The organism is Collinsella sp. LCP19S3_A6 (genome assembly GCF_052122015.1).
In the GTDB taxonomy this organism is placed as follows: domain Bacteria; phylum Actinomycetota; class Coriobacteriia; order Coriobacteriales; family Coriobacteriaceae; genus Collinsella.
In genome coordinates this window covers 106,759-131,495 of record NZ_JBQKDD010000006.1, presented here as the reverse complement: position 1 = coordinate 131,495, position 24,737 = coordinate 106,759, and the positions used below count along the sequence as shown (strand labels likewise).

At 60.1% G+C, this 24,737-nt stretch carries 23 protein-coding genes; 1 reads left to right on the top strand and 22 read right to left on the bottom strand.

All coding sequences use genetic code 11. The features are described 5' to 3' along the window. Window positions 1-225: 225 nt before the first annotated feature. The 3 genes from ACTQVX_RS05670 to ACTQVX_RS05660 form a co-directional block, all read right to left on the bottom strand. On the bottom strand, window positions 226-1,626 hold the full coding sequence (locus ACTQVX_RS05670) for a phosphoglucomutase/phosphomannomutase family protein (protein ID WP_441560523.1): 1,401 nt from the start codon (window positions 1,624-1,626) through the stop codon (window positions 226-228). 175 nt (window positions 1,627-1,801) lie between these two features. After that, window positions 1,802-2,695 carry a homocysteine S-methyltransferase family protein gene (locus tag ACTQVX_RS05665; RefSeq protein ID WP_441560521.1) on the bottom strand — a complete coding sequence of 298 codons (894 nt, stop codon included), beginning with the start codon at window positions 2,693-2,695 and terminating at the stop codon, window positions 1,802-1,804. 12 nt (window positions 2,696-2,707) lie between these two features. Beyond that, window positions 2,708-3,130, bottom strand: coding sequence for a metal-dependent transcriptional regulator (locus tag ACTQVX_RS05660; protein ID WP_154518396.1), 423 nt, complete (start codon window positions 3,128-3,130; stop codon window positions 2,708-2,710). A 120-nt stretch (window positions 3,131-3,250) separates the two neighbouring features. On the opposite strand from ACTQVX_RS05660, the gene pepT reads away from it, so the two are divergent. Further along, on the top strand, window positions 3,251-4,498 hold the full coding sequence (pepT, locus tag ACTQVX_RS05655) for a peptidase T (RefSeq protein ID WP_441041461.1): 1,248 nt from the start codon (window positions 3,251-3,253) through the stop codon (window positions 4,496-4,498). Between the two features lie 255 nt (window positions 4,499-4,753). Here pepT and ACTQVX_RS05650 read toward each other — a convergent pair whose 3' ends face one another. From ACTQVX_RS05650 to ACTQVX_RS05560, 19 genes are all read right to left on the bottom strand, one after another. After that, complete coding sequence (locus tag ACTQVX_RS05650) at window positions 4,754-6,007, bottom strand: LCP family protein (RefSeq protein WP_441560519.1); 1,254 nt, start codon at window positions 6,005-6,007, stop codon at window positions 4,754-4,756. 12 nt (window positions 6,008-6,019) lie between these two features. Further along, window positions 6,020-7,303 carry a UDP-N-acetylglucosamine 1-carboxyvinyltransferase gene (gene murA, locus ACTQVX_RS05645; RefSeq protein WP_441017009.1) on the bottom strand — a complete coding sequence of 428 codons (1,284 nt, stop codon included), beginning with the start codon at window positions 7,301-7,303 and terminating at the stop codon, window positions 6,020-6,022. Window positions 7,304-7,391: 88 nt separating this feature from the next. Next, window positions 7,392-7,784: an ATP synthase F1 subunit epsilon gene (atpC, locus tag ACTQVX_RS05640; RefSeq protein ID WP_427727755.1), complete on the bottom strand. Its 393-nt coding sequence runs from the start codon at window positions 7,782-7,784 to the stop codon at window positions 7,392-7,394. Window positions 7,785-7,789: 5 nt separating this feature from the next. Then, window positions 7,790-9,244, bottom strand: a complete 1,455-nt coding sequence (atpD, locus tag ACTQVX_RS05635) for a F0F1 ATP synthase subunit beta (RefSeq protein WP_427727748.1) — start codon at window positions 9,242-9,244, stop codon at window positions 7,790-7,792. Next, window positions 9,244-10,152, bottom strand: coding sequence for an ATP synthase F1 subunit gamma (atpG, locus tag ACTQVX_RS05630; RefSeq protein WP_441041458.1), 909 nt, complete (start codon window positions 10,150-10,152; stop codon window positions 9,244-9,246). Before atpG ends, atpD begins: the two co-directional genes overlap by 1 nt. 5 nt (window positions 10,153-10,157) lie before the next feature. After that, on the bottom strand, window positions 10,158-11,765 hold the full coding sequence (atpA, locus tag ACTQVX_RS05625; protein ID WP_427727745.1) for a F0F1 ATP synthase subunit alpha: 1,608 nt from the start codon (window positions 11,763-11,765) through the stop codon (window positions 10,158-10,160). Window positions 11,766-11,767: 2 nt separating this feature from the next. After that, window positions 11,768-12,244, bottom strand: coding sequence for a F0F1 ATP synthase subunit delta (locus ACTQVX_RS05620; RefSeq protein ID WP_427727743.1), 477 nt, complete (start codon window positions 12,242-12,244; stop codon window positions 11,768-11,770). Continuing rightward, window positions 12,237-12,833, bottom strand: a complete 597-nt coding sequence (gene atpF / locus ACTQVX_RS05615) for a F0F1 ATP synthase subunit B (protein WP_441554924.1) — start codon at window positions 12,831-12,833, stop codon at window positions 12,237-12,239. Before atpF ends, ACTQVX_RS05620 begins: the two co-directional genes overlap by 8 nt. Before the next feature lie 21 nt (window positions 12,834-12,854). Next, window positions 12,855-13,046, bottom strand: a complete 192-nt coding sequence (locus tag ACTQVX_RS05610; protein ID WP_303941830.1) for an ATP synthase F0 subunit C — start codon at window positions 13,044-13,046, stop codon at window positions 12,855-12,857. A gap of 98 nt (window positions 13,047-13,144) precedes the next feature. After that, window positions 13,145-13,942: a F0F1 ATP synthase subunit A gene (gene atpB, locus ACTQVX_RS05605; RefSeq protein ID WP_441032000.1), complete on the bottom strand. Its 798-nt coding sequence runs from the start codon at window positions 13,940-13,942 to the stop codon at window positions 13,145-13,147. Between the two features lie 45 nt (window positions 13,943-13,987). Next, window positions 13,988-14,281 (bottom strand): hypothetical protein, encoded by a 294-nt coding sequence (locus ACTQVX_RS05600; RefSeq protein WP_441031998.1) that lies wholly within the window; start codon window positions 14,279-14,281, stop codon window positions 13,988-13,990. A 468-nt stretch (window positions 14,282-14,749) separates the two neighbouring features. Further along, on the bottom strand, window positions 14,750-15,397 hold the full coding sequence (gene upp / locus ACTQVX_RS05595) for a uracil phosphoribosyltransferase (RefSeq protein ID WP_040359658.1): 648 nt from the start codon (window positions 15,395-15,397) through the stop codon (window positions 14,750-14,752). Window positions 15,398-15,520: 123 nt separating this feature from the next. Next, the gene (glpK, locus tag ACTQVX_RS05590; protein WP_441540812.1) at window positions 15,521-17,062 is read right to left on the bottom strand and encodes a glycerol kinase GlpK; all 1,542 of its coding nucleotides are present in this window, start codon (window positions 17,060-17,062) and stop codon (window positions 15,521-15,523) included. Next, window positions 17,016-17,819 carry an L-threonylcarbamoyladenylate synthase gene (locus ACTQVX_RS05585; protein WP_441540811.1) on the bottom strand — a complete coding sequence of 268 codons (804 nt, stop codon included), beginning with the start codon at window positions 17,817-17,819 and terminating at the stop codon, window positions 17,016-17,018. Before ACTQVX_RS05585 ends, glpK begins: the two co-directional genes overlap by 47 nt. A gap of 209 nt (window positions 17,820-18,028) precedes the next feature. Further along, the gene (locus ACTQVX_RS05580) at window positions 18,029-19,279 is read right to left on the bottom strand and encodes a N5-glutamine methyltransferase family protein (RefSeq protein WP_441031993.1); all 1,251 of its coding nucleotides are present in this window, start codon (window positions 19,277-19,279) and stop codon (window positions 18,029-18,031) included. Window positions 19,280-19,911: 632 nt separating this feature from the next. After that, window positions 19,912-20,979 carry a peptide chain release factor 1 gene (prfA, locus tag ACTQVX_RS05575; RefSeq protein ID WP_154518366.1) on the bottom strand — a complete coding sequence of 356 codons (1,068 nt, stop codon included), beginning with the start codon at window positions 20,977-20,979 and terminating at the stop codon, window positions 19,912-19,914. 299 nt (window positions 20,980-21,278) lie between these two features. Then, window positions 21,279-22,706: a M20/M25/M40 family metallo-hydrolase gene (locus ACTQVX_RS05570; protein WP_441067853.1), complete on the bottom strand. Its 1,428-nt coding sequence runs from the start codon at window positions 22,704-22,706 to the stop codon at window positions 21,279-21,281. A 72-nt stretch (window positions 22,707-22,778) separates the two neighbouring features. Continuing rightward, the gene (locus ACTQVX_RS05565) at window positions 22,779-23,564 is read right to left on the bottom strand and encodes an amino acid ABC transporter ATP-binding protein (RefSeq protein ID WP_427747814.1); all 786 of its coding nucleotides are present in this window, start codon (window positions 23,562-23,564) and stop codon (window positions 22,779-22,781) included. Between the two features lie 22 nt (window positions 23,565-23,586). Continuing rightward, window positions 23,587-24,735, bottom strand: coding sequence for an amino acid ABC transporter permease (locus tag ACTQVX_RS05560; RefSeq protein WP_441560517.1), 1,149 nt, complete (start codon window positions 24,733-24,735; stop codon window positions 23,587-23,589). Window positions 24,736-24,737 lie beyond the last annotated feature (2 nt).

Here is a 24,737-nt window from a genome sequence, read left to right as displayed (position 1 = left end):
TCTGGTGTGTCCATCCTCGCAGTATCCGGTTCTCAAGGTGCACGCCTGCGCTGGTTCCCGGTCCGACCGGGCCGCGCGGCAAGGAGATATATTGCCAGACCGGAGGGGCCCGCGGGGCGGGAATCTGGTTGCACACAACTCCTACACATTTATACCCGCAGCTGACGCTTGCCAGTCGTTACCTACCACTCGCCGAGCATATCTTTATATTGATCAGCCCCATGGCTAGAGCCGATATGCGCCCCGAGCCAAAGCGCAGCCGGCATCAAGCAACTCGTCGCGCTCCTCCACCGAAAAGCCCTCGGCGTACACTCGCACCACCGGCTCAGTGCCACTCGGGCGAACCAACAGCCAGGTATCATCCTCAAATGCCAAACGCAAGCCGTCCATGTGACTTACGCTCTGCGGCGCCTTGCCGCAAATCGACTTTGGATTCACACCGGGAAGCAGCGTGCGCAGCGACTCGGCATCTTCTGCCTCAAGTCGTAAATCTCGACGGCCATAACTTGTTTTTCCAAAACTCGCCTCGAGCTGATCGACCAGCACGCCCAGCGAAGCCCCCGTCTTTGCCATGAGCTCACACAGGAGTAGGCAAGCGAGAATGCCGTCACGCTCGGGCATATGCGCGGCAATGCCGATGCCACCGGCCTCCTCACCGCCCATAAGCACCCCGTCTTTTTTCATCTCGGCGGCTATATATTTGAAGCCAACCGGTTTTACGGTCACACGGCAACCGAGTGCCTCGGCAACACGACGTACAAGCGTCGAGCACGATAGATTGACGACGACTCGCCCCTTCAAATTGCGAAACTGAACCAATTCGCCCATTACGAGCGCCATGATCTGATGCGGATGTATATATCTACCGCGCTCGTCGACCGCGCCAATACGGTCAGCATCGCCATCGGTCACCAGGCCGGCACACGCACCGTCTTCGATAACTGCACGCTCGCAGGCATCCACCCACGGCTCTACGGGATCGGGACAGATATCCCCCCAATCCGATGCTTGCCCCACATGAATCTCATGGACCTCAACACCCAGCTCGCGCAGCAAATCGGCAAGATAACCTTGAGCCGCTCCCCCCATGGGGTCGACCACCACGCGCAGATGAGCGGCACGAATGGCATCGGCATCGACAAACGATGCTACCGCTCGCATATAGTCGGGAATGATATCCGCCGTGCGATACTGCTCCTCGAGCCCCAGAGGTTCGGCGGCCATCGTTGCCTCGAGCTCTTCGATGACGTCCTGGTTTGCCGTGGAACCATCGCCCATGCGCAGTTTGAGACAGAGATAGCCCTGCGGATGATGTGAACCGGTCACCATGAGCGCCCCGCACGCCTCGCCATCGTATGCGGCAGCCCACGTGATGGCAGGCGTGGGTACAAAACGGGCCGCGAGCACGGCATCAAGGCCATGGGCCGCAAGCACGCCAGCTGCAAGTTCTGCAAACTCGCGCGCCCGGGGACGGGTGTCATACCCGATATATACCGTCTTGCCGGGATATGTCTTTTGCCAGAGCTCGCCGGCGGCATCAGCGATACGGGCAACATTGTCAGCGTTAAAATCCTCGCCGACGCGAGCGCGCCAGCCATCAGTTCCAAAATGAATTATCGCGCACACACGCAGACACCTCGCAGTGTTTGGATCATGGTACGCAGGTGGTATACCCGCAACGAGCGCCCGGCAAGCCGCCGGCGCACGCATTCACCGTTTAGGCAAAAGCCGTCGAGGGCGCATATAGACAAAAAAACCGCCCCGGTTGGGGCGGTAATTCGAATGTGCTTTTCTTAGGACTCTATATATCGAGCGCGTCTGCCATAGCAGCCGTCGTGATCGCCGTGGTTCCGCAACAGCCACCAACCATTGCGGCGCCAGCCCGCTTCCACTCGACGCATGCGCGCGCGAAAGCTTCGGGGTCCTCGTGCCACACGGGCCCATCTTGCGTTTGGACCGGATTTCCCGCATTGGGACGTACAGTAACGGGCGTCGTGGCTATCTTGACCATTCTTGGTACCGCAGCGGTAGCCGCTGTCAGGGTGCAGCAATTGATCCCAACCGAGCTCGCACCGTGCTTCTCGGCATACAAGATGGCACCTTCGATGTTTAGGCCATCACCCAGCAGGTCGCCCTTGTCATCAATAGCAAAGCTCACCAGAACGGGCATGCCATCAGCGGCATCATAGACACCGGCGAGCACGGGCTGCAGATTGCGGATAGACGTGATCGTCTCGACCAGAATCCCGTCGACGCCGGCGTTGAGCAGGGCGGACGCCTGCTCGCGAGCATTTGCGCGAATCTCTCGATACTCGGAAGAATCCTCGACAAACCACTCAATCGCAATAGGCCCCATGGACCCCAACAATAGCTGGGGATTTGCCTGGCGGGCATCGTCGACCGCCCCGCGATTGACCTCTGCCATAGATGGAGCGATTTCATCGCGATCGAGCGCAAAACCCGATGCCTGGAACGTATTGGTAATAAGCACCTGTGCACCAGCGGCGGCATACAGTCGGTGGATGCGAGAAACCGTCTGTGGTTCGGCGAGGTTCCAAAATGCCGGCGGAATATCGGCGGCACCGTATTCACTCAGCAGCACGCTGCCCATCGGACCCTGTGCCAGCAGCGTCTCGCTGGCAAGTCGGCGCATAAGCTCCTCGCCGCCGAAGCGATTGTAATAACTCGTATCCATATATATGTTTCGCTATTCCTCGATGCTGATTCCCTGCTTTTCGAGATAGGCGAGCCAACGGACCATTGTGTCCTCGGAAAGCGCGTGCTCCATCATGCAGGCCTCGGCATCGGCGCGCTCAAAGTCGACGCCGAGCTCCTGGACCAAAAATGTGCGAATCAGGCGATGGCGATACCAGATAGCCAAACCGACCTCGCGCCCACGGTTGGTCAGGATAACCTTGCCGTAGTGAGACTGCTCGACAAGTTCGGATGCCTTGAGAGCCGAAACCGCCTTGTTGACCGATGCCTTCGAAACGCCAAGACGCTGTGCGATATCGACCGACCGCACGCCATTAGTCTCCCCATCCTCGCTTTCGATGCGAACCATGCACTCCAAGTAGTCTTCGTTCGCCACCGTTAGATGTAGCTCGCGCGAGCTATTTGTCGTATCCATGAACATCCGTCCCTTCTGCATTCAATGGCTGATTCTACCCCATCCAAGCGTCGCGGTATGCTGCGGCATACCGTGCTAGAGTTCTTGTTGCACACGACAACCAAGATTGGAGCGGTCTCTATGGAAAACACCACCACGAACCCCGACGTACTCGAGCGTTTTTTGCGCTACGTCCAGATCAACACACAGTCCGAGGATGCCAACTGTGACCAGGTTCCGTCGAGCACCGTCCAGTTTGATCTTGCCAATGTGCTTGCCGAGGAATTGCGCGAGCTTGGTGCAACCGATGCCCATGTAACCGAAAACGCCTATGTCTGCGCTCACATTCCCGCGAGCGCCGGCTCCGAGAATAAGCCCGCCCTGGGCCTGATCGCGCACCTCGACACCACCGAGGTCGCACCGGGCGCCGGCGTAGCGCCGCACATCGTGCACTACGAGGGCGGCGACCTGGTTTGCGGCATCGTCGACGGCAAGCCCGTATCCATGAGCACCGCCAAGCTCCCCGCCCTCAACAACCTTTTGGGCGAGGACCTGGTTTGCACCGACGGCACCACGCTGCTGGGCGCCGACGATAAGGCCGGTGTCGCCGAGATTATGGCGCTCGTCGCACGCATTGCACAGGACCCCAGCCTGCCTCACCCCACGCTTGGTATTTGTTTCTGCCCGGACGAGGAAATCGGCCACGGTGCCGAGCTGTTGGATATCGAGGACTTTGGCTGTAAGTATGCCTACACAGTCGACGGCGGTCCGGTTGGCGAGCTTGAGTGGGAGTGCTTCAACGCCGCCGAGGCTACCGTTAGCTTTGAGGGCCAGTCCATTCACCCCGGCGACGCCAAGGGCCGCATGGTTAACGCGGGCAATCTGTTCTGCGACTTCAATGCCCTGCTCCCCTACGTGCAGCGTCCGGAATACACCGAGGGCTACGAGGGCTTCTATCACCTTGAGGGCGTTTCTGCCACAGTCGACCATGCCACGGCGCGCTATATCGTCCGTGATCACGATGCCGCCAAGTTCCAGCAGAAGCTCGAGCTGATGGATGCTGCCGCAGCGCTGCTCAACCAGCGTCTGGGCGAGGAGCGCGTAACGGTCGAGATCAAGCACCAGTACCGTAACATGGCCGAGATCGTCCGCGACTACCCAGAGCTGATCGAAGTCGCCAAGGAATCCTTCCTTGCCTGCGATGTTGAGCCCCAGGTGCTGCCGATTCGCGGCGGCACCGACGGCGCACAGCTGTCGTTCCGCGGCCTGCCCTGTCCCAACCTTTCGACGGGCGGCTACTGCTACCACGGCGTCAACGAGTTTGTTCCGGTCAGCTCGCTCGTCAAGATGACCGACGTCTTGCAGGAGCTCGTCGCCCGCTTCGCATAAGGAACTCGAATAATCTAGGTAAGCAGAATCGCCCCGTCCTCAAAACCGAGAACGGGGAGATTTTTTGGTGCAAGGGGAGTAGTCGGCATCGCTGGTTGAATCAACGTCAGCGAGCGACGTCCAGAGCGAACAAGTTGGCATGAAAAAGGCAGGACATTGACCTTCTGGTCATGCCCTGCCTTTTGAATGACAAATTGTCGCTCTGGGCGGCGCGCAGCGTCGAGCCGTTGCACGGGCTGGCAAGCCCGCGCAACCCTAGTAGTTGGCTTCGTAACCGTTGCCGTCGCCAGTGGGCTCCTCGTAATAATATGAGCTGTAATCCGAATCGTCCGAATAGCTCGAATCGTCCGAATAACTCGAATCGTCCGAGCTTTCCGACGAACCGGCCGTACCGTAGGCGTAATCGTCAGAAGTATGGTTGCTCAAATCACCGATTGTGGAGCTGGTTCCGTCGGATAGGCCCATGGTGTTTGGTCCCTTAGGATCCTTGCCGGCATCGACGCGCGCCATCATCTCCTTAAGCTCGTCCTCGTAGACAAAGACATAGCTCTGGCCGTCGATCATGGTGGTTTCATCTGCGTAGGAAGGCAGATTCGCCGAATAGATGCCATCGACATCCATGCCGCGCATAGCATTGACCGTAGACACGATGTCCTGAACGCTCATATCGGTCACAAGCATATCGGACAGCGAATTAACCAGGTCGAAGACCTTCGTAGCATCAAAGTTGTTGAGAATCTGGTTGGCAAGGGCACCAAGCACCTGGCGTTGGTGACGCATGCGCGTATAGTCGCCGTCGGCATAGGTATAGCGGCAACGGGCATAGGTGAGCGCGGTAGCACCGTCCATGTGCTGCTGGCCTGCCGTAATCTTAATGTCCAGATGCTCGGGGTCATCGACATCGTCGGTGGCGTTGATGTCGATACCGCCCACAGAGTCAATCAATGATTGCATACCGTCAAAGCTAACCTCGGCATAGTGGGAAATCTGCACGCCGCACAGCTCATTGACCGCTTGAACCATGGCCTCGGCACCGCCATAGGTATGGCAGGCGTTGACCTTCATGGTTTCGCCGTTATAGACAACCTTGGTATCACGTGGAATGGATATAAGCGTAGCCTGCTTTTGCGTAGGGTCGATGCGCGCCAAGATAATTGAATCGGCGCGATACGTGTCCTCGCCCGGACGACCATCGGTACCCAAAAGAAGCACGTAGAACGGATCTTTGGCCTCATTGGTATCCACCAAGATATGGCGCAGATTGTCGGTAATGACATTGGAATCGCCAAGCTTGCCCATAATGCTGGCGAACCACAGCCCGGCGGCAGTCGTAGCGCTCAACAGCACGCCAAGCACGGTGATAAGCGCAACGCGACGGATTGTCTGGCCGCGGCGGCGCTGACGAGCGCGCTCGGAGTAGCGTGCAACATTATCGCGACTGTAGATCTTGGCCTGTGCGCCGGTTGAAGGTCTTCGAGTATCCGCTAAGGGCTTCTTATTATTAAACATAGGCAACCTGCATTAGTAGATGACGGGATCGGGAACAGTGGCGTGCTCGACGTTTGCACCAAGTGCCTGGAGTTTTTCGACAAACTGCTCATAGCCACGTTTGATGTGATGGATGGCCGAGACCTCGGTAACGCCGTCGGCGATAAGGCCAGCAACGACGAGCGCGGCGCCGCCGCGCAGATCAGGCGAGGTAACCTGTGCACCCGAGAATCCCTTGACGCCATGAATCATGGCGTGATGGCTTTCGATGCGGATATCCGCGCCCATACGGACCAGCTCCGACGCGAACATGAAGCGGTTCTCGAAGATATTCTCGGTAATCACAGAGCTGCCATCAGCAAGAGCGGAAAGCACCATGATCTGCGCCTGCATGTCCGTCGGGAAGCCCGGGAACGGAAGTGTCTGAATATCGACCGGCCTGATGCGCTCGACACGACTCACGTGAACGCCATTCTCGATTCGCTCACACTCGATACCCATGAGCTCCATCTTCTTGAGCACCATGCCCAAGTGAATGGGGCAAAAGCCCGTAACGTCGACACCGCGGTCATCGGCCATCAGGGCACCGGCAACGATAAAGGTGCCGGCCTCGATGCGGTCGCCCACCACGCGATGGGTAACGGGATGCAGTTCGTCCACACCTTCGATGGTCACGACGGGCGTGCCGGCGCCAACAATCTTGGCGCCCATCTCGTTGAGCATGTTGGCAAGGTCGACGATCTCGGGCTCGCGAGCCGCATTATCGATAACCGTAGTGCCTTGTGCGCGCACGGCCGCCATGATGAGGTTCTCGGTAGCGCCGACGCTGGCAAATTCAAGCGTAACCGTGGTACCACGCAACCCCTGAGGAGCGTTGGCATTGATGTAACCGTGTGCAGTGTCGAATTCTACGCCCAGCGCCTCAAGACCCAAGATGTGCATGTCGATCTTACGGGCACCCAGATTGCAGCCACCCGGCATGGCAATCTTGGCACGATGGAAACGGCCCAGCAGGGGACCCATCACGGCCGTGGAGGCGCGCATCTTGGCGACAAGCTCGTAGGGAGCCTCCCAGGAATCAACCTGAGAAGTGTCGATCTCGAGCGTATGCTCATCGAGAACGTCAATCTTGGCGCCCATACCCTTGAGCACCTTGCCCATAACATGGACATCCGAGATATCGGGCACGTTCTGCAGCGTCGTCTTCCCCGGTGCCAGAAGCGTTGCCGCCATGAGTTTGAGTGCAGAGTTCTTTGCACCCGAAACAGGCACGGAGCCTCCGATGGTGTGGCCACCTTCAACACGGATAATATCCAAGGTCTACCCTTTCAAAAAGCATGCCCGGGATGGCTGGGCCATCCCGGGCATGATGTGTTCGCAAATAGTCGAACGCCAAATCGTTTGACTATTGGGCAAGCATGAGCTTACACCATGCGATTTCATTATAGAGGTAGGCGCGACGTGCATCATCCTCCGACAAATTACCCAGCTTCTCTTCAAAACCTTGAATATCAGCTTTAAGCTTGTCGGCATCGACGGTCGCCAAATCGCAAGCGCGCTCGGCGAGGACAATCACGACATCGTCCGCAACCTGGGCATAGCCGCCGTCCACAGCAAACGTGTGGTCGACGGTGCCCATTTGCTTATCACAAACGCGAACGTAGCCGCGATCGATCGTGCAGATCTCGCTAGCGTGACGCGGAAGAATGCCGAACTCGCCGTCCGTGGAAGGCAGGGCGACAAATGCCGCCTCGCCTTCATAGGCGCAGCTCTCCGGACACACGATGCGGATTTGCATAGCCACTACTTCTCCTCCATCTTGGCGGCGCGCTCGCGCACGTCGTCAATCGTGGACGCATAACGGAACGCCTGCTCGGGCAGGTCGTCGCACTCGCCGTCGACAATGGCGGCAAACGAGCGGACCGTGTCCTCGACACGGATGTAGACACCGGGGTTGCCGGTGAACTGCTCGGCGACGTGGAAGGACTGAGACAGGAACTGCTGGAGCTTACGGGCACGGTTGACCGTAAGGCGCTGCTCCTCGGAAAGCTCGTCCATACCCAGAATGGCGATGATGTCCTGCAGGTCGGAGTACTCCTGGAGCAGCTCTTGGACTGCGACGGCCACACGATAGTGCTCCTCGCCGACAATCGAGGGATCCAGGGCGTCGGAAGAGGAAGCCAAGGGGTCGATTGCGGGATACAGACCGAGCTCGGCGATGGAACGCGAAAGAACGGTCGTGGCGTCGAGGTGCGTAAACGTCGTGGCGGGAGCCGGGTCGGTCAGGTCGTCTGCAGGGACGTAGACAGCCTGAACGGAGGTGATGGAACCCGTCTTGGTCGAGGTGATGCGCTCCTGGAGGTCGCCCATCTCGGTAGCCAGCGTGGGCTGGTAGCCAACAGCGGACGGCATACGGCCCAGAAGGGCGGAAACCTCGGAACCGGCCTGGGAGAAGCGGAAAATGTTATCGATGAACAGCAGGACGTCCTGGCCACGATCGCGGAAGTACTCAGCGGTGGTGAGGCCGGCCAGACCGATGCGCAGACGCGCTCCAGGCGGCTCGTTCATCTGACCGTAGACCAAGCAGGTCTTGTCGATAACGCCAGACTCGCTCATCTCGAGGAACAGATCGGTACCCTCACGGGTACGCTCGCCAACGCCGGTGAACACCGAGGTGCCGCCATGCTCCTGGGCGAGGTTGTTGATGAGCTCCTGAATCAGAACGGTCTTGCCGACGCCGGCGCCACCAAACAGACCAGTTTTGCCGCCACGGATGTAGGGCTCGAGCAGGTCGACGGCCTTAATGCCGGTCTCGAAGATCTCGGTCTTGGTAGTGAGCTCGTCGAAATGAGGTGCCGGGTGATGGATGGGATAAAACTCATCGATCTGGGGCATGGGCTTGCCATCGACAGGCTGGCCCATAACATTCCAAATGCGGCCGAGGGTCTCGGGGCCGACGGGCATCTTCATGGGTGCGCCGGTGTCGACCGCGACGACGCCGCGCTGCAAGCCGTCGGTCGACGTCATGGCGACGGTACGAACGACACCGCCGGGAAGCTGAGACTCAACCTCCAGGATGGTGCTGATGTGACCCATCGGCGTATCGGCCTCGACCGTGAGCGCGTTGTAGATCGAGGGGACAGCGCCATCGAACTTAACGTCGACAACTGCGCCGATGATACGGACGATACGTCCCTCACCGGCCGTCTGACGTGCCGTGGCCTCCTCGACCGCCGCTTTAACGGTGGTATCTGCCATTAGTGTTCCTCCAATGCTGCGGCTCCGCCCACGATCTCGTTGATCTCCGTGGTAATGGAAGCCTGACGCACGCGGTTATACGTACGGGTAAGAGTCGAGATGATCGACGACGCGTTCTCCGTGGCGGAGTGCATGGCCTTACGGCGCGCACCCTGCTCGGCGGCGGCCGAATCGATCAGCGCCTGGTGAATGACGGTCAGGATGTAGCTGGGGACCAGCTCAGCCAACACATGCTGGGCGCTCGGCACGAACTTGAACGAGGACGAAACGCGCTCGGGGCCCTCGTCTGCGTTCTTGCGCGGGCCATGTGCCATGGCGATCATCTCGGGGTCGAGCGGAAGCAAATGCTCGGTACGAAGAACCTGATCGACGCGGTTGCGAGCGTGATGGTACACGATCTCGACGCGGTCGAGCTGACCCTTGGAGTACTCGTCGCAGATATAGCTCGCGATCATGCGGGCATCCTCGAGGCTCGGGTCGGCCGAGGAACCCTCGAAGTGCATGACCGTGTTGGCACGGCTGCGGAAATACTCGCTCGCCTTGCGACCGCATGCGATGATCTCGCACTCGGCGCCATCATGTGCCCATTCGCGAGCGATTTTCTCGCAGGTGCGCTCAACGTTGACGTTGAAGCCGCCCGCCAGACCGCGATCGGACGTGATCGCGATGATCAGACCGCGCTTGAACTCCTCATGCGTCTTGAGCATGGGGTTGTCGCCGACAGTCTCTGTATCGCTCGCAACGGTGTGCATGACGTCGGTGAGCGCCTTCTTGTAGGGCTCAGCCTGCGTGGCTCGATCGAGCGCGCGACGGATCTTGGCCGTAGAGACCATCTCCATCGTGCGCGTGATCTGCTTGGTGCTCGTGACCGAGGAGATTCGCTTCTTAATGTCGCGAAGGTTAGCCATAGAGCTTAGTTCTCCTCTGCGCCCTCAGCTGCGCTCGCGGTGGAGGCATGCTTGGAGGCGTACTCGTTCTTGAAATCGGTGATGGCCTGAAGCAGCTGCTCTTTGGTCTCGCCGTCGATCTTGTTGGTACGGACCTTCTGCAGCAAGCCGCCAAAGCCAGCATTCATGTACTCGAGCAGCTCGGCGCGGAACGGCAGCACCTCGGAAAGGGGCAGGTCGTCGATAAAGCCCTCGTTGCCGGCGAACAGCGTAACGATCTGCTCGGCGACGTCGAACGGCTTAAAGCGCGGCTGCTTAAGAAGCTCGGTCATGTGCGCACCGTGGGTAAGCTGCTTTTGGGTGGCTGCATCCAGGTCGGAACCGAACTGGGTAAAACCGGCGAGCTCACGGTAGGCGGCAAGGTCCAGACGGAGGTTGCCGGCGACCTGCTTCATGGCCTTGGTCTGAGCGGAGCCACCGACGCGCGACACCGAGATGCCGACGTCGACTGCCGGGCGCTGGCCCTGGAAGAAGAGCTCGGACTGCAGGTAGATCTGACCATCGGTAATGGAAATGACGTTGGTCGGAATGTAGGCCGAAACGTCGCCGTCCTGGGTCTCGATGACCGGCAGGGCCGTCATGGATCCGTAGCCGTTCTTCTTGGACATCTTGACGGCACGCTCGAGCAGGCGAGAGTGCAGGTAGAAGATGTCGCCAGGATAGGCCTCGCGTCCGGGCGGACGATGCAGCGTCAGCGACATCTGACGATAGGCGACAGCCTGCTTGGATAGGTCATCGTAGATGACGAGCACATGGCCGCCGGGGTTGGTCTCGCTGGCGGGCTCGCCGTTCTCGCCGTTGTACATAAAGAACTCGCCGATAGCGGCACCGGCCATAGGGGCGATGTACTGCATAGGGGCCGAGTCGGCAGCGGTAGCCGAGACGATGATGGTGTAGTCGAGTGCGCCGTGCTGGGCGAGGGTCTCACGGATGTTGGCAACCGTAGAGGCCTTCTGGCCGATAGCGACGTAGATGCAGACCATATCCTTACCGCGCTGGTTGAGGATGGCATCGATCGCGATGGCGGTCTTGCCGGTCTTACGGTCGCCGATGATGAGCTCACGCTGGCCACGGCCGATAGGAACCATGGAGTCGATAGCGAGCAGACCAGTCTGAACCGGCTCGCAGACCGGGGTGCGGTCGATAACGCCGGGGGCCTTGAACTCGATGGGGCGACGGTGCGTGGCGACGATATCGCCCAGGCCGTCGATGGGCTGACCCAGCGGGTTGACGACGCGACCGAGCATGGCGCGGCTCACGGGAATATCCATGACGCGACCGGTGGTACGGCACTCGTCGCCTTCCTTGATGACGTTGACGGCGCCGAACAGAACAGCACCGACCTCATCGCGGTCGAGGTTCTGGGCAAGGCCGTAGACGGTCTCGCCGGTCTCGGAGCTCTTGAACTCCAAGAGCTCGCCGGCCATGGCGTTGCGCAGTCCCGAGACGCGCGCGATGCCGTCGCCAACCTCGTCAACATGGGAAACCTCTTGCGTGTCGACGGTAGCCGCCAGGCCATCGAGCTTCGCCTGCAGGGCGCGGGCGATGCTTTCGGCATTGAGGGTATCGGACATAACTAGGCTTCACCTCCGTTATTCAAAATCGTGGAACCGAGGGCCTCACGCGCTGCGCGCAGCTGGGTCTTGACGGTAACGTCGCGACGCTGGCCGCGGGCCTCGAGAATCAGACCGCCGATGATGGACGGATCGACCTTCTCGATCAGGAACACCTTGCGTTTTAGATCGGCCTCGCATTTCTCGGTAATCGTGCGGCGCAGCTCGTCATCGAGCGGGACAGCCGTGGTGACGGTGACGCCTACGACGTCCTCGTCGGTCGCGGTTACCATCCGATAAGCCGATGCAATCTGCGGCAGAAGATCGAGCTGGCCGCGCTCGAACACGGTACCGAGGACAGCAAGCACCTCGGGGCTGGCGTTCGCGATGACCTCAAGCTCGTGAAGATCGCGGAACACACGGCCCTCGGCCTTAGCGGCCTCCAGGAGGGTGCGTGCATAGGTCTCGAGAACCCTGTTCTCCATGCGGCTGTTAGGCATTCAGGCTACCTGCTTCCTTTATGTAGCGCTCGATCAGACGACGCTGCTCGTCGTCGTTCTCGAGGGCCTCGCCGACAATCTTGGTCGCAACGGAGACGGAAAGATCGGCGATGGAGCCGGCAGCGGCGGCATAGATGGAGTTGCGCTCGTCCTCGGCGTTGGCGTGGGCCTTGGCAATGATGTCCTCGGCCTCCTCGTGAGCCTTGGCGACAATGCGGGCGCGCTCGGACTCGGCGTCCTGACGGGCGGCGGTCACGATGTCGGCAGCCTGACGACGGGCGTCGGTGAGGAGGGCGTCGGACTCCTTGCGGGCCTCGATGGCCTTGCGCTTGGTGGTCTCAGCCTCATCGAGGCTGTCCTTGATGCGCTTGCCGCGCTCTTCCATCGTCTGCAGAATCTGCGGCCAGGCGAACTTGGCCAAAACGATGAAGATGATGAGGAAGGCAATGAGTGCAGGGACGAATTCCGCCATCTTGGGGACGAGGATCTCGGCCTTGTTCTCAGACTCCTCGGCGAATGCCGACACCGGCATGGCGAGCATGGCGCCCGTCAGCGCAGCAGCGACTTTCGCGTGGTTGAAATGCTTCATGGCGACTACCTTCGTGCTCAATTACGAAATCAGCGTAACGACGAAGCCGATCAGGCCCAGAGCCTCGGTGAATGCAGATGCAAGAATGAAGACGGTGAAGGCACGGCCCTGGACCTCAGGCTGACGAGCCATAGCGCCCGTAGCACCGAATGCTGCAAGACCAATTGCGAGACCGGCACCGATAACGCCGAGACCATATCCGATAACTCCCACGATTCCTCCTTTGTCGTGCGCGTGTGCGCAGGATAAATACCTATGTTGTAGAGGCGCACGCGGGTGCCGCGCCTCCGAACACCAAATAAATGCGACCGCTAGTGGGCGTCAGCCTCTGCGATCTGAATGTACACGGCCTCGAGGACCGTAAAAACGTATGCCTGAACAAAGGCAACGATCAGCTCGACGGCGTAGATTACCAAAAGAATCAAAACCCACGCCACGCTGGGCAGGGCGCCCACGGCGTTCATGGCCGTAAAGTGCTCCAGCATCGGCTGGGCAAAGAGCGTGGCCATGATGGCGAACGAGCCCATGACGATGTGGCCGGCGAACATGTTGCAGAACAGACGGACGGCGAGCGTGACCAGGCGCAGGCACAGCGAGAAGAGCTCGATGACCCACACGAAGACGTTCATGGGGAAGGCGACGCCCGCAGGGGCGAGGCTCTTGAAGTACCCAAAGAAGCCGTGCTTCTTGATACCGAAATAGATGAAGTACACAAACGATACGAGTGCGAGGGCGGCGGTACAGCCGATGGCACCGGTGCCGGGCTTCATGCCGGGGATGAGGCCGATAAAGTTGTTGATCAGGATAAAGAAGAACAGCGAGGCCAAAAACGGGAAGTGCTTCTTCCAGTTGTCGCCAACGACACCCTTGGCGATATCGTCCTGCACGTACTCGATGACCCACTCGACGCCGTTAACGAAGAAGCCCTCGGGGACAACCTTCTGCTTCTTAGTAAACGCGAAAAAGACCACGAACATGACGACAGCGGCGATAAGCAGCCAGAACGAGTACTGCGTCAGGCCCGCGTTAAGGTCACCCACGACCGGAGCCGAGGAGAACTCAGCGACGAGCTCGGCGATCGCGCTGGGTAACTTGGCAAATGCGTCCAAGATTCCACCTTCCCTGTTTGCCCGCACCAAGGTGGGGCAACGCCTTTAATCCTTCATAATCACCATGCAGGCGATCACGATCCAACAAATCAAAAACCCGGCGAGCTCGCCGCACAAAAAGGCGATGAGCGCCACGGGGGCTACCAGGTGCACAATTACGACGCCCATAAAGAGCACCGCAAACGACACCATGATACCCAACATGCCTACCGTCATGTTGGCATCGCGTCGATGCGCCAGCACCGAAGCAAGCGCAAGGTACAACGGCAAAAATGCAACAAGACCGACGACGAATCCCGTTGCGATGAACGGCACGTGGCCTGCCAGCTCAACCGGCATGTGCGTTCCCTTCTCGCGACATATAGCCCACATGGAGCCATACCCCGCTCACATCGTCCTAGTATTTTAGGGCGCATGATTGCAAAATCAATGCACTGTTACCCAACCTTAATCGCGTCTTTAGCCCCTTGGGGTGTCAAACGGACAAAAGGCCGAGCACTGAGGACGAATGGGTCGCGATGGCCGACGAGCGTACTTGACAAACGCCGCCGCACCCGCGTAAGCGCAGCGCGACAGCGTTGTTGACTATTGTACGAACCGAACACGCGATGACAAGTGGAAAAACGTAAGTTAATACACAACTGTACATTTTCTTAAGACACTCTTTATACCGTACCTACGGTATAGCGCGTTTTGGGCCCTCTGTGACTGCGACGACACTCATAAATATGCGTGCAGGCGTCACTCGTACACCCGCACGCACCAATCATGCACGAATGAGCACGTGCAGCTGCCCATGCCCAGCGACTAGAGCGTGCCGTAGATGCGGTCGCCGGCGTCGCCGAGGCCGGGAACGATGTAGGCAGCCTCGTTGAGATGGTCGTCGATGGCACAGGTATAGATATGCACATCTGGGTCCTTCTCGGTCAGCGACTTGAGGCCCTCGGGGGCCGCGACGATGCACAGCATGCGGATGTCCTTGACACCGCGCTCGCGCAGGTAGCTGATGGCCATCTCGGCCGAACCGCCCGTGGCGAGCATGGGGTCGACAACCAGGCAGATGCGCTGGTCGATATCCTTGGGCATCTTGCAGTAATACTCATGCGGTTCGTGGGTAACCTCGTCGCGCTCCATACCGATGTGGCCCACGCGAGCGGAGGGCACCAGGTCGAGGATGCCGTCGACCATGCCAAGGCCCGCACGCAGGATGGGCACGATGGCGAGTTTCTTGCCGGCGAGCTGTTTGAACGTGGCGGTAGTGATGGGGGTCTCGACCTCGACGTCTTCCATAGGCAGGTCGCGCATGGCCTCGTAGCCGTCAAAAAGCGCGAGTTCGCGCACGAGCTGGCGGAACTGATTGGTGCCGGTGTTTTTGTCGCGCAGGATCGACAGCTTGTGCTGGACGAGCGGATGATCGACAAGCGTCACACGGGACGCATCGTAGGTAACGGTCATGAGTTGATTGCCCCTTTCGTTGCGGCCGTAAAACGACCTTGCTGGCATGGCGCGCAGCGATGTTGCCGCCGCGCGCCATACACAAGTTTAGCGGTTTGCTGTATCGAGTGGCCCGTCGCAGCCCTACTGTGCGGTACTGAGCGAGCGCTTGACCGCATCGCGCCAGCCCGCAAGGTTTTGCTCGCGGCGCTCGGCGGACATGTGGGGAAGGAAGGTCCTAACGATCTGGGCATTTTGCTCCAGCTCTTCCAGGTCTTCCCAATAGCCGACGGCAAGGCCCGCCAAGTACGCGGCACCGATTGCCGTGGTCTCCACCGTCTCGCATTGCAGCACGGGGATATCCAGCAGGTCGGCCTGGAATTGCATGATGAACTCGTTGCGCGACGCGCCGCCATCGACAGACAGGCGTTCGATCGAAAGCCCCACGTCCTGCTCCATGGCGCGCAGCACGTCGTAGCTCTGATATGCCATGGATTCGCAGGCGGCACGTACGATGGTCGCACGGCTCGAGGCGCCGGTCAGACCGCACACGATACCGCGGGCACGCGGGTCCCACCAGGGAGCGCCCAAACCCGCAAAGGCGGGAACGAAGTAGCAGCCCTCGTTGTCGTTAATCGAAGCGGCGAGTTGTGCCGACTCGCTCACGCTCGAGATGATGCCCATGTTGTTGCGAAGCCAGTTCATGGTGGAGCCGGCGGCAAAGATGGAACCCTCGAGTGCGTAGCTGATCTTCCCGTCCGCGGCGATACCGATGGTGGAGACCAGACCGTTCTTGGATTCGACGACCTCGTCGCCGGTGTTCATGAGCATAAAGCAACCAGTACCATAGGTGTTTTTGGTCTGGCCGGGATGGAAACAGCAGTGGCCGAACAGCGACGCCTGCTGGTCGCCCGCCACGCCCATGATGGATGGCATGTTGGTCATGATGTCGCTCGCGACGCGGCCGTAGTCGCCCGAACTCCAACGAACCTCGGGCATCATGGAACGTGGAACGTCAAAGAGCGCCAGCAGGTCGTCGTCCCAATCGAGCGTATGGATATTAAAGAGTGCCGTGCGGCTGGCATTGGTGTAGTCGGTGGCAAAGACCTGGCTGCCGGTGAGGTTGTAGATGAGCCAGGTGTCGATGGTGCCAAACATGAGGTCGCCCGCCGCCGCGCTCTCGCGTGCGCCGTCGACGTTGTCGAGAATCCACTGCACCTTGGAGGCCGAGAAATACGGGTCGAGCGTAAGCCCCGTGCGGGAGCGCACCAGCTCTTCTGCGCCCTGCTCAACCAAATTATCGATCAGAGACGCGGTGCGACGGCACTGCCATACGATGGCGTTATAGATGGGCTGGCCGCTCACGCGGTCCCAGACCACCGTGGTCTCACGCTGATTGGAGATACCGATGGCGGCGATGCGATCGGAATGAATCCCGCTCTTAAACTGAACCTCCATCATGACCGCAATCTGGCTGGCAAGGACCGCCATGGGGTCTTGCTCCACCCAGCCGGGACGCGGGAAGCTGGTTTTGACGCTGCGGCGCGCTTGGGCGACAATGCAGCCGTACTCGTCGACGATGGTCGCAAGTACCGAGGTGGTGCCGCAGTCGAGCGCCATGATGTAGGAACCGCCAAAGTCAAACGAGGCATCTTCCATGCCCAGGCTGCCCAGATTCAACGACATCGCTTACACCTTTCTGTTGCATCGGGTCGGACAGGACCCGCTCAATCTCTGACGCGGGAAGTGCGCCTTGGCGCAGGATCTGGAGCCCGCCGTGCTGGAACGACACGATGGTCGAAGCGTCGCGGCACGGCGTCTCGCCCGCGTCGACGGCCACGTCGACCCCTTCTAGAATGCGGTCTTCAACGTCGGCAAAGCTTGCCGGTGCGGGCGCGCCGTGTGTATTGGCGCTCGTACAGGCAAGTGGGCTGCCACAGGTGCGAATGAGCGCCTGTACCACGGGCGAGGCCGACGCGCGAAGAGCCACCGTGTCGTCGGCGGCACGCATAAAGGTCGGCACGCAGGGAGCCGCCTTGACCACAATAGTCAGGGCGCCCGGCCAGCATCGTCGGGCAAGTATGCGTGCCTCTTCTGGGATATCCACGCCGTAGCGGTCGAGGGCCTCGGCATCATCGACCAGCCAGGCGACCGTTTGGGTGAGCTCACGCTGCTTGAGGGTAAAGATGCGACGGTAGCCGGTACCGAGCGCGGGCACCGCGGCGCCGTTGACGGCAGCCTGCGGATCGCGCGGCCACGGCAGAGATTCGCTTGTATCTTGGGGCACGGCGTCCGAGAAGGTGTTGACTGCCACAGCGACGCCATAGACGGTCTCGGTTGGGATCAGGGCCAGGCCGCCACGGCCGAGCACCTCGGCCGTACGCTCGACGGCGAGCCGATGCGGCTCGCGCGCTCCCTCGAATACCCGATAGACCGTCTGCATGTGTATGCCAGCCCCTTACGCTCTGGTGAAAGTTTGTTTACTGAGGGGCATTCTCGCACGAAACGTTTAACCTATTTGTCCACAGCGCATGTTGGTTTGGTGAGCGGCTATAGCAGTCGGTGAAAGTGAGGGGTAATTGAGCTGTGACAAGCCTCTTTACATTTCCGGCGCAGCGCTCCCGCCGCCGCGCCGCCAATACGTTTCGTACTTTACTGACGTTGTTTGGGCTCGGTGACGATAGCTCGAACGATGCGGGGACGATCGGTGAGGTCACGGACGATGCGTACGTCCGAAAGACCCGCCTGGCGGCAGAGCTCGGCCGCGGCGTCGAGGGCACCCTCATAGAGCTCGCAGGCAAACAGGCCGCCGGCGCGCAGCATATAGGGCGCCGCATTGAGCAGGCGGCGGAAGATATCAAGGCCATCGGCGCCGCCCTCGAGCGCCAAATCGGGCTCAAAGTCCTTGACCTCGTGCGGCAGCGAGCGCATGACGTCAGTCGGGATATAAGGCGGGTTGGAAACGAGCACGTCAAAGGTGCCCCACTCCTCGCGGGGGATAGAGCTCACCAGGTTCGTGAGGCTGAAGGCGACCTCATCGGACGTAAGCCCGAGTGCATCGCGGTTTTTGGTGGCCAGGTCGATGGCACGCGGCTCGATATCGGTAGCGGTGCAGGCGACATGGCCGCGACGCTCCCAAGCAAGGGAGAGCGAAATGCAGCCCGTGCCGCAGCCGACCTCGAGAACTCGGGCAATGCGGGGGTCGGCAGGCACAGACGCGGCGGCATCCTGCACTAGGGCCGTCTCTTGTTCGACGCCTTCGATGGCAATGCCGTATTCGTCGAGCTCGGGCTCAGCGACTTCCGCGGTCTCGGCCTCAGCTGCCTGCGCGGCGGCTTCCTCGGCCTCACGATCGGCCAGCTCCTCGGCATAAGCTCGGCTGCCCAGCACGTCTCCGCCCAACGCCGCCTCATCGGCAGCCGTGAGGTTGGCGGCACGGCGCTCGGCAGTCGCGCGTTCGTCAGCCAATGCGACTTCGGCTTTACGCGCCTGCTCGACCTCGTCGTTCCATGGCAACTCTACGCGCTGGCGGGTGGCAGCCTCGGGGCTCAGAACCTCGGCATCCAGATAATTGAGGACTTCCTCGACGAGCATCTCGGTCTCGGGACGTGGAATGAGCACGCCGGGGGCGCACGCGACGTCGATCATGCGGAACTGCGTGCTGCCGGTGATGTACTGCAGCGGCTCGCCCTTGGCGCGACGGACAACCGCCGCGTGCATGGTCTCGAGCTGCGCTGCATCGAGCGTGTCGTCCATACGCATATATAAGTCGATGCGCGCTAGGCCTGTGGCTGCGCACAACAGCCACTCGGCAGAAAGACGGGGGTGCTCTTCGCCGCGCTCGGCTAGGTACTCCTTGGTCCACTCGAGACAACGCCTGATGGTCCAGATCTCGTTTGCCATGGGTCCTCCCCTCTTAAGCGCCGGGCGGCGCGCGAATGTCGGAGCAGATTGTACGCGAGGGCGGCACGCGGCAAGAGACGATTGGAAGCGATTATCGAGAATCAGCCCAGAATTTTGCACCGGGCTCGTTCAAAGTGTTCATTCGCCGACGTCTAGATTTGCATTCGTCAAGCTTTTGGCAAGGTTGCCCCAAAACTGACCAATATCTAACCAAGAACTTGCCAAATCACTTAACGTGCGACGCACCAAAAATGGCCCCGCGACTTCTTGGACGATTTTTCGAGCAATATTTTCAATAGCAGATGAAGGTTGTTAATTACTTTAAGCAGGTAGACAGCTCAATTTCCAACAAAGCAGATTAAATAAACTCGAAAAGTAATTTACCCAACCTAGTCATTTAAGAACGTCCCCAATGACTACCTCTGAGGCGCCGCAGGCTGAGCATAAGTCCCCAATGACTACCCGCCGCAGGTAGAGGACGGACAGCGAGCGCCGTCCAGGGCGAACAAGTTGGCATGAAAAAGGCAAGGCATAGACCTTCTGGTCATGCCTTGCCTTTTGAATGACAAATTGTCGCCCTGGGCGGCGCGCAGCGTCGGCCGGTCCGCCGTTCGGTAGAACGGCGGAACCTACTACACGGCCTGTGCCAGCTTCTCGGCACGCTCGGCGGCGGCAAGCGCCTCGATGACGGCACCGAGTTGGTCGCCCAGAAGGACGCCGTTGTAGGTGGAGTTGAAACCGATACGGTGGTCGGTCACGCGGTCCTGGGGCTGGTTGTAAGTACGGATCTTCTCGGAACGGTTTCCGTGGCCAATCTGGCTCTGGCGCTCGGCGCCGAGCTCGGCCTGCTGCTTCTCGAGTTCCATCTCGTACAGACGGGCACGCAGCATCTGCATGCAGACCTCGCGGTTTTGAATCTGGGAACGCTGCTCCTGCGACTGCACCACGGTATTGGTGGGCAGGTGGGTAATGCGCACGGCGGAGTAGGTGGTGTTAACGCACTGACCGCCAGGACCGGAGGCACAGTAGGTATCGATGCGCAGGTCGGACTGGTTGATCTGAACGTCGATCTCCTCGGCCTCGGGAAGCACGGCGACAGTTGCCGTGGAGGTCTGGATGCGGCCCTGGGACTCGGTCTTGGGAACGCGCTGGACACGGTGCACGCCGGACTCGAACTTCATGACGGAGTAGACACGGTCGCCCTCGACCTTGAACTCGATGGACTTAAAACCGCCGGCCTCGCTGGGGCTGGAGTCGAGCACGGTGGTCTTCCAGCCACGCGACTCGCAGAAGCGTTGGTACATCTTGTACAGGTCACCGGCGAAAATGGCCGCCTCGTCGCCACCTGCGGCGGAGCGGATCTCGACGATGGTGTTCTTGTCGTCATTGGGGTCACTCGGGATGAGCATGTACTTGATGTCTTCCTCGAGCTGGGGAAGCTTGTCCTCGTTCTCGGAGATGTCCATCTGGAGCATCTCCTTCTCGTCGGCATCGGTAGTGTCACGGAGCATTTCTTTGGCAGCCTCGATGTCGTCGAGCGCGCCGATGTACTCGCGCGCAGCGGCAATGAGGTCGGACTGGTGCGCGTACTCCTTGTTGAGACGCGTGAACTCCTTGATGTCGGAGGCGACGGCCGGGTCGGAAAGCTTCTTCTCGAGCTCCTCGTAGGCCTTGATGATCTTTTCGAGCTTGTCGCGCATGGCGGAACTCCTTTATATGCGTGAAGGTGAAAATCGGCGGAATTGATGGGGCGCATGGCGCCGTTGCGGGGTAAGCCCAGCTAGAACATGTCGATTTTCAGATACATGCGCATCCCTTCGCGTATAGGGTACATAGTTGCGGTCTAACCCATATATGATAGCGTGCGCAGGCAAACCTGCATATAACCCGCACGGAATGAGTGGACGTAGTCGTTGGGGACGTTCCTTAACGACGAGTCGTTTAAGAACGTCCCCAACGACTACAACGGCTAACAAAGGGACTGTCGCTTTGTCACATTCTAGAGCGTTTGAAGCAGAGCGATGAAAAAGTGGACACCTTGGAGGTAGGCACGGCGGGTAATGCGCTCGTTGGTGCCGTGGACACCGCGATCGCACTCGTCATCGTCGACCACAAACGCCGAAAAGCGAATGCATTCAGAGCAAATACGCTGATAGTTAGCCGCATCGGTGGCACCGATCACAGTTGAGGGCACAATGCCGACAGCAGCCCCGCCCGCCGCATTCGGTACGTTTTCCTCCGCCCCCTTTTGATCACGAAAGTAGCGGGCGGCAATAGCGCGAACGGCCTCGAGCCCCGGTCCGCCAACACGTGGGGACGGCGAAGGTTCTGAGCTGCCGGGGCCAAGTTCGACCTCCACGCGCCCGGTAAGGCCCGCAGCGGCAACGGCCTCGCGGCAACGATCAACAACATCAGCCACGCCCGTGCCCTCGAGCATGCGGAAGTTAATATTGGCCCACATATCCTGCGGCATCACGTTGGCGCCAGTGCTGCCGCCCTCAATCTGCGTGGGCGCACAGGTAGTGGTCACGAGCGGATAGAGCTTGTTGCTGGCGAGGCAGTCGCGAACAATGACGCCTCCGTTGGCGGCAATCTCATCCGCCGTGTAGAGCCCCAACTCGACAAGCTGCGCGGCAAGCAGATCGGTCACGCGCGTCGGCCACTCGATATCGCAGATTGCGGCGATAGCGCGGCTCAATACCTCGAGCGATGTGCCGCCGTAGGGGTTGGACGAATGTCCGCCTTCGCTCTTCGTCTTGAGCACGATATCGGCATAGCCCTTCTCGGCAAGGTCGGCATGCATAAGCCAGCCCTCGCCCGCGCCGTACTCGGCAGCCGAAACAATACGGTAGTCACCCTCGTCGATCAGGTATTCAAGTTCAACGCCGCGCTCCTCGAGCACGCGGCCGATGGCCCCCGCTCCATACTGCGTGGTTTCCTCGTCCTGGCCAAAGGCGAGCAGCAGCGTCCGCTCGTGCTCCCAGCCGTGCACCAACGCATACTCAACCGCCTCGAGAATACCTGCGACCTGGTCTTTCATGTCGATAGCGCCGCGACCCCAAATGTAGGTGTCGTCCACGTGACCGCTAAAGGGGGCATGCGTCCAGTCGGCCTCGGTGCCGGGCACCACGGGAACCACGTCCATGTGGCCCATGAGCATAACGGGCTTGAGGGCAGGGTCGGAACCGCCAAGTGTCACCAGCAGCGAGTGGTCGATGAGTTCGACCTCGCCCGCCGCGAACACATGTGGCCACGCCTGCTGCATATAGGCGCGCAGGTCATCGAACGGCTGCCAGTTCACCGCCTCGGCATCCATACTCGAAACGGTCGGAAACGACAGCACGCGCCCCAGACGCTCGCACGCGCCAACTTCGTCCAAATCGGCAAAATCATCCTCATGCGCAAAGAAGCGCCAAACCTCGGCCATGACATCCTTTCGATTGTGATGACGAGGGCCGCCCCACCGGAACGGCCCTGCCATGCAAACATTTGCGGTTGGTTATTTGTCCTCAAGATAGCGCGAGAGGAACTCGCGGGTACGCTGGTGCTTGGGGTTGCCAAAGAGCTCCGCCGGCGCGGCGTCCTCGAGGACCACGCCCTTGTCCATAAAGACCACGCGATCGGACACGGTGCGGGCAAAGGCCATCTCGTGCGTGACGACGACCATGGTCATGCCGTCGGCAGCGAGCTTGCGCATGACCTCGAGCACCTCTCCCACGATCTCGGGGTCGAGTGCGGAGGTCGGCTCGTCGAACAGCATGATCTGCGGATTCATGCATAGGGCACGAGCGATGGCCACGCGCTGCTTTTGACCACCGGACAGGCGACCCACGGCGGCGTGCGCGAACTTTTCGAGTCCCACGCTCGTCAGATGCTCCAGCGCGACCTTTTCGGCCTCGGCCTTGCTCATCTTTTTGAGCGTGACGGGCGCAAGCGTGCAGTTATCGAGCACGTCCATGTTGTTAAACAGGTTGAAGCCCTGGAACACCATGCCGATGTCCTCACGCAGCTTGTTAATGTTGCAGCGCTCGGCCGTGAGGTCCTGGCCATGGAACCAGATATGGCCCGCGTCCGGGGTCTCGAGCAGGTTGAGGCAGCGCAGAAAGGTCGATTTGCCCGAACCCGAAGCGCCGATAATGGTAACGACCTCGCCGGGGTTAACGGACAGGTCGATGCCCTTGAGCACCTCGAGCGAGCCGAAGCTCTTGTGCAGGCCCTCGACGCGGATGAGCGGCTCATTGATCTGTGCGGCGGCCGCAGCGCCGGTAGTGGCGGTATCTGCCATGATGATTCTCCTCGTCTTGAGCCTAGTTGGAGCTGGGCAGCGTGGCCGGGGCCTCGGCGCCGAGCTTTTTGCCAAAGGCCTCGAGCAGGCGGCTCGCCACGAGCGTCAGGATTAGGTAGACCACGAGCGTCACGCAGTAGACCTCCATCTGGCGGTAGTACACGCCGGCGACGGTGGTAGTGGCGTACATGAGGTCGAACACGCCGATGACCGAGAGCACCGACGAGTCCTTGATGTTGATGATGAGCTCGTTGGTGAGCGCCGGAATCGCGTTTTTAATGCCCTGGGGAAACACGACTTTACGCATAGCCTGCCACTGCGACAGACCCAGCGAGCGCGCCGCCTCGGCCTGACCGGAATCGATGGACTCGATGCCGCCGCGCAGGACCTCCATCATGTAGGCGGTGGAGTTGAGCGAGATGGTGACGAGGCCGGCGGTAAAGGTACTCCAAATCTGGTTGGCCTGGGCGGTCTCGAAGCCCATGCCGCGCAAAACGGTGAAGCCCGCGTAATAGATGAGCAGACCCTGGACCATCATGGGCGTGCCGCGCACGATGGTAGAGTAGACGGTCGTAAAGCCGCGGCCGATGCTCTTAAAGAAGCGCACCAGGTCGTTGTCCACGCGATCGAAGGTCTGAATGCGCAAAAACACAAAGAGCAGTGCCAGGAAAAAGGCGATAACGGTGCCGAAGGTCGCAAGTGCGACGGTGATCTCGATGCCGCGAATGAAGAAGTCGCCGCTTTTGTAGGTCATGTAGACCAGGCTCGACAAAAAGTCGCTGGGGTTGGAATCCGAGACAATGCTCACCTGCACCAGGTCGATAAACGACATGACGCAGCGGTCGATAAAGAAAACTGCCGCGATGGCGGCCGCGACGTAACTGCCCAAGCGTGCTCCACGACGGAAACGCTCGGATGCGAACGGCGACTTTTCGCGATAGTCGCTCCAGTGCATAAGCTTGGTGACCAGCGCCGCCGCCGACACGACGAGCCACGCCCACAGGATCGCCCAAAGGCAATCTTGGAACACGCCCGTGGGGGCCAGGAAGCTCAGCGGCGTGGGGTTGCGCTGGCTAAACGCCAGTCCGAGCGCCGCGATGACGCTCGTGCCCAGGTACACATAACGATGGTCGGCTTTGATAAAGGAGACCAGACGATTGATGGCTTTCATGC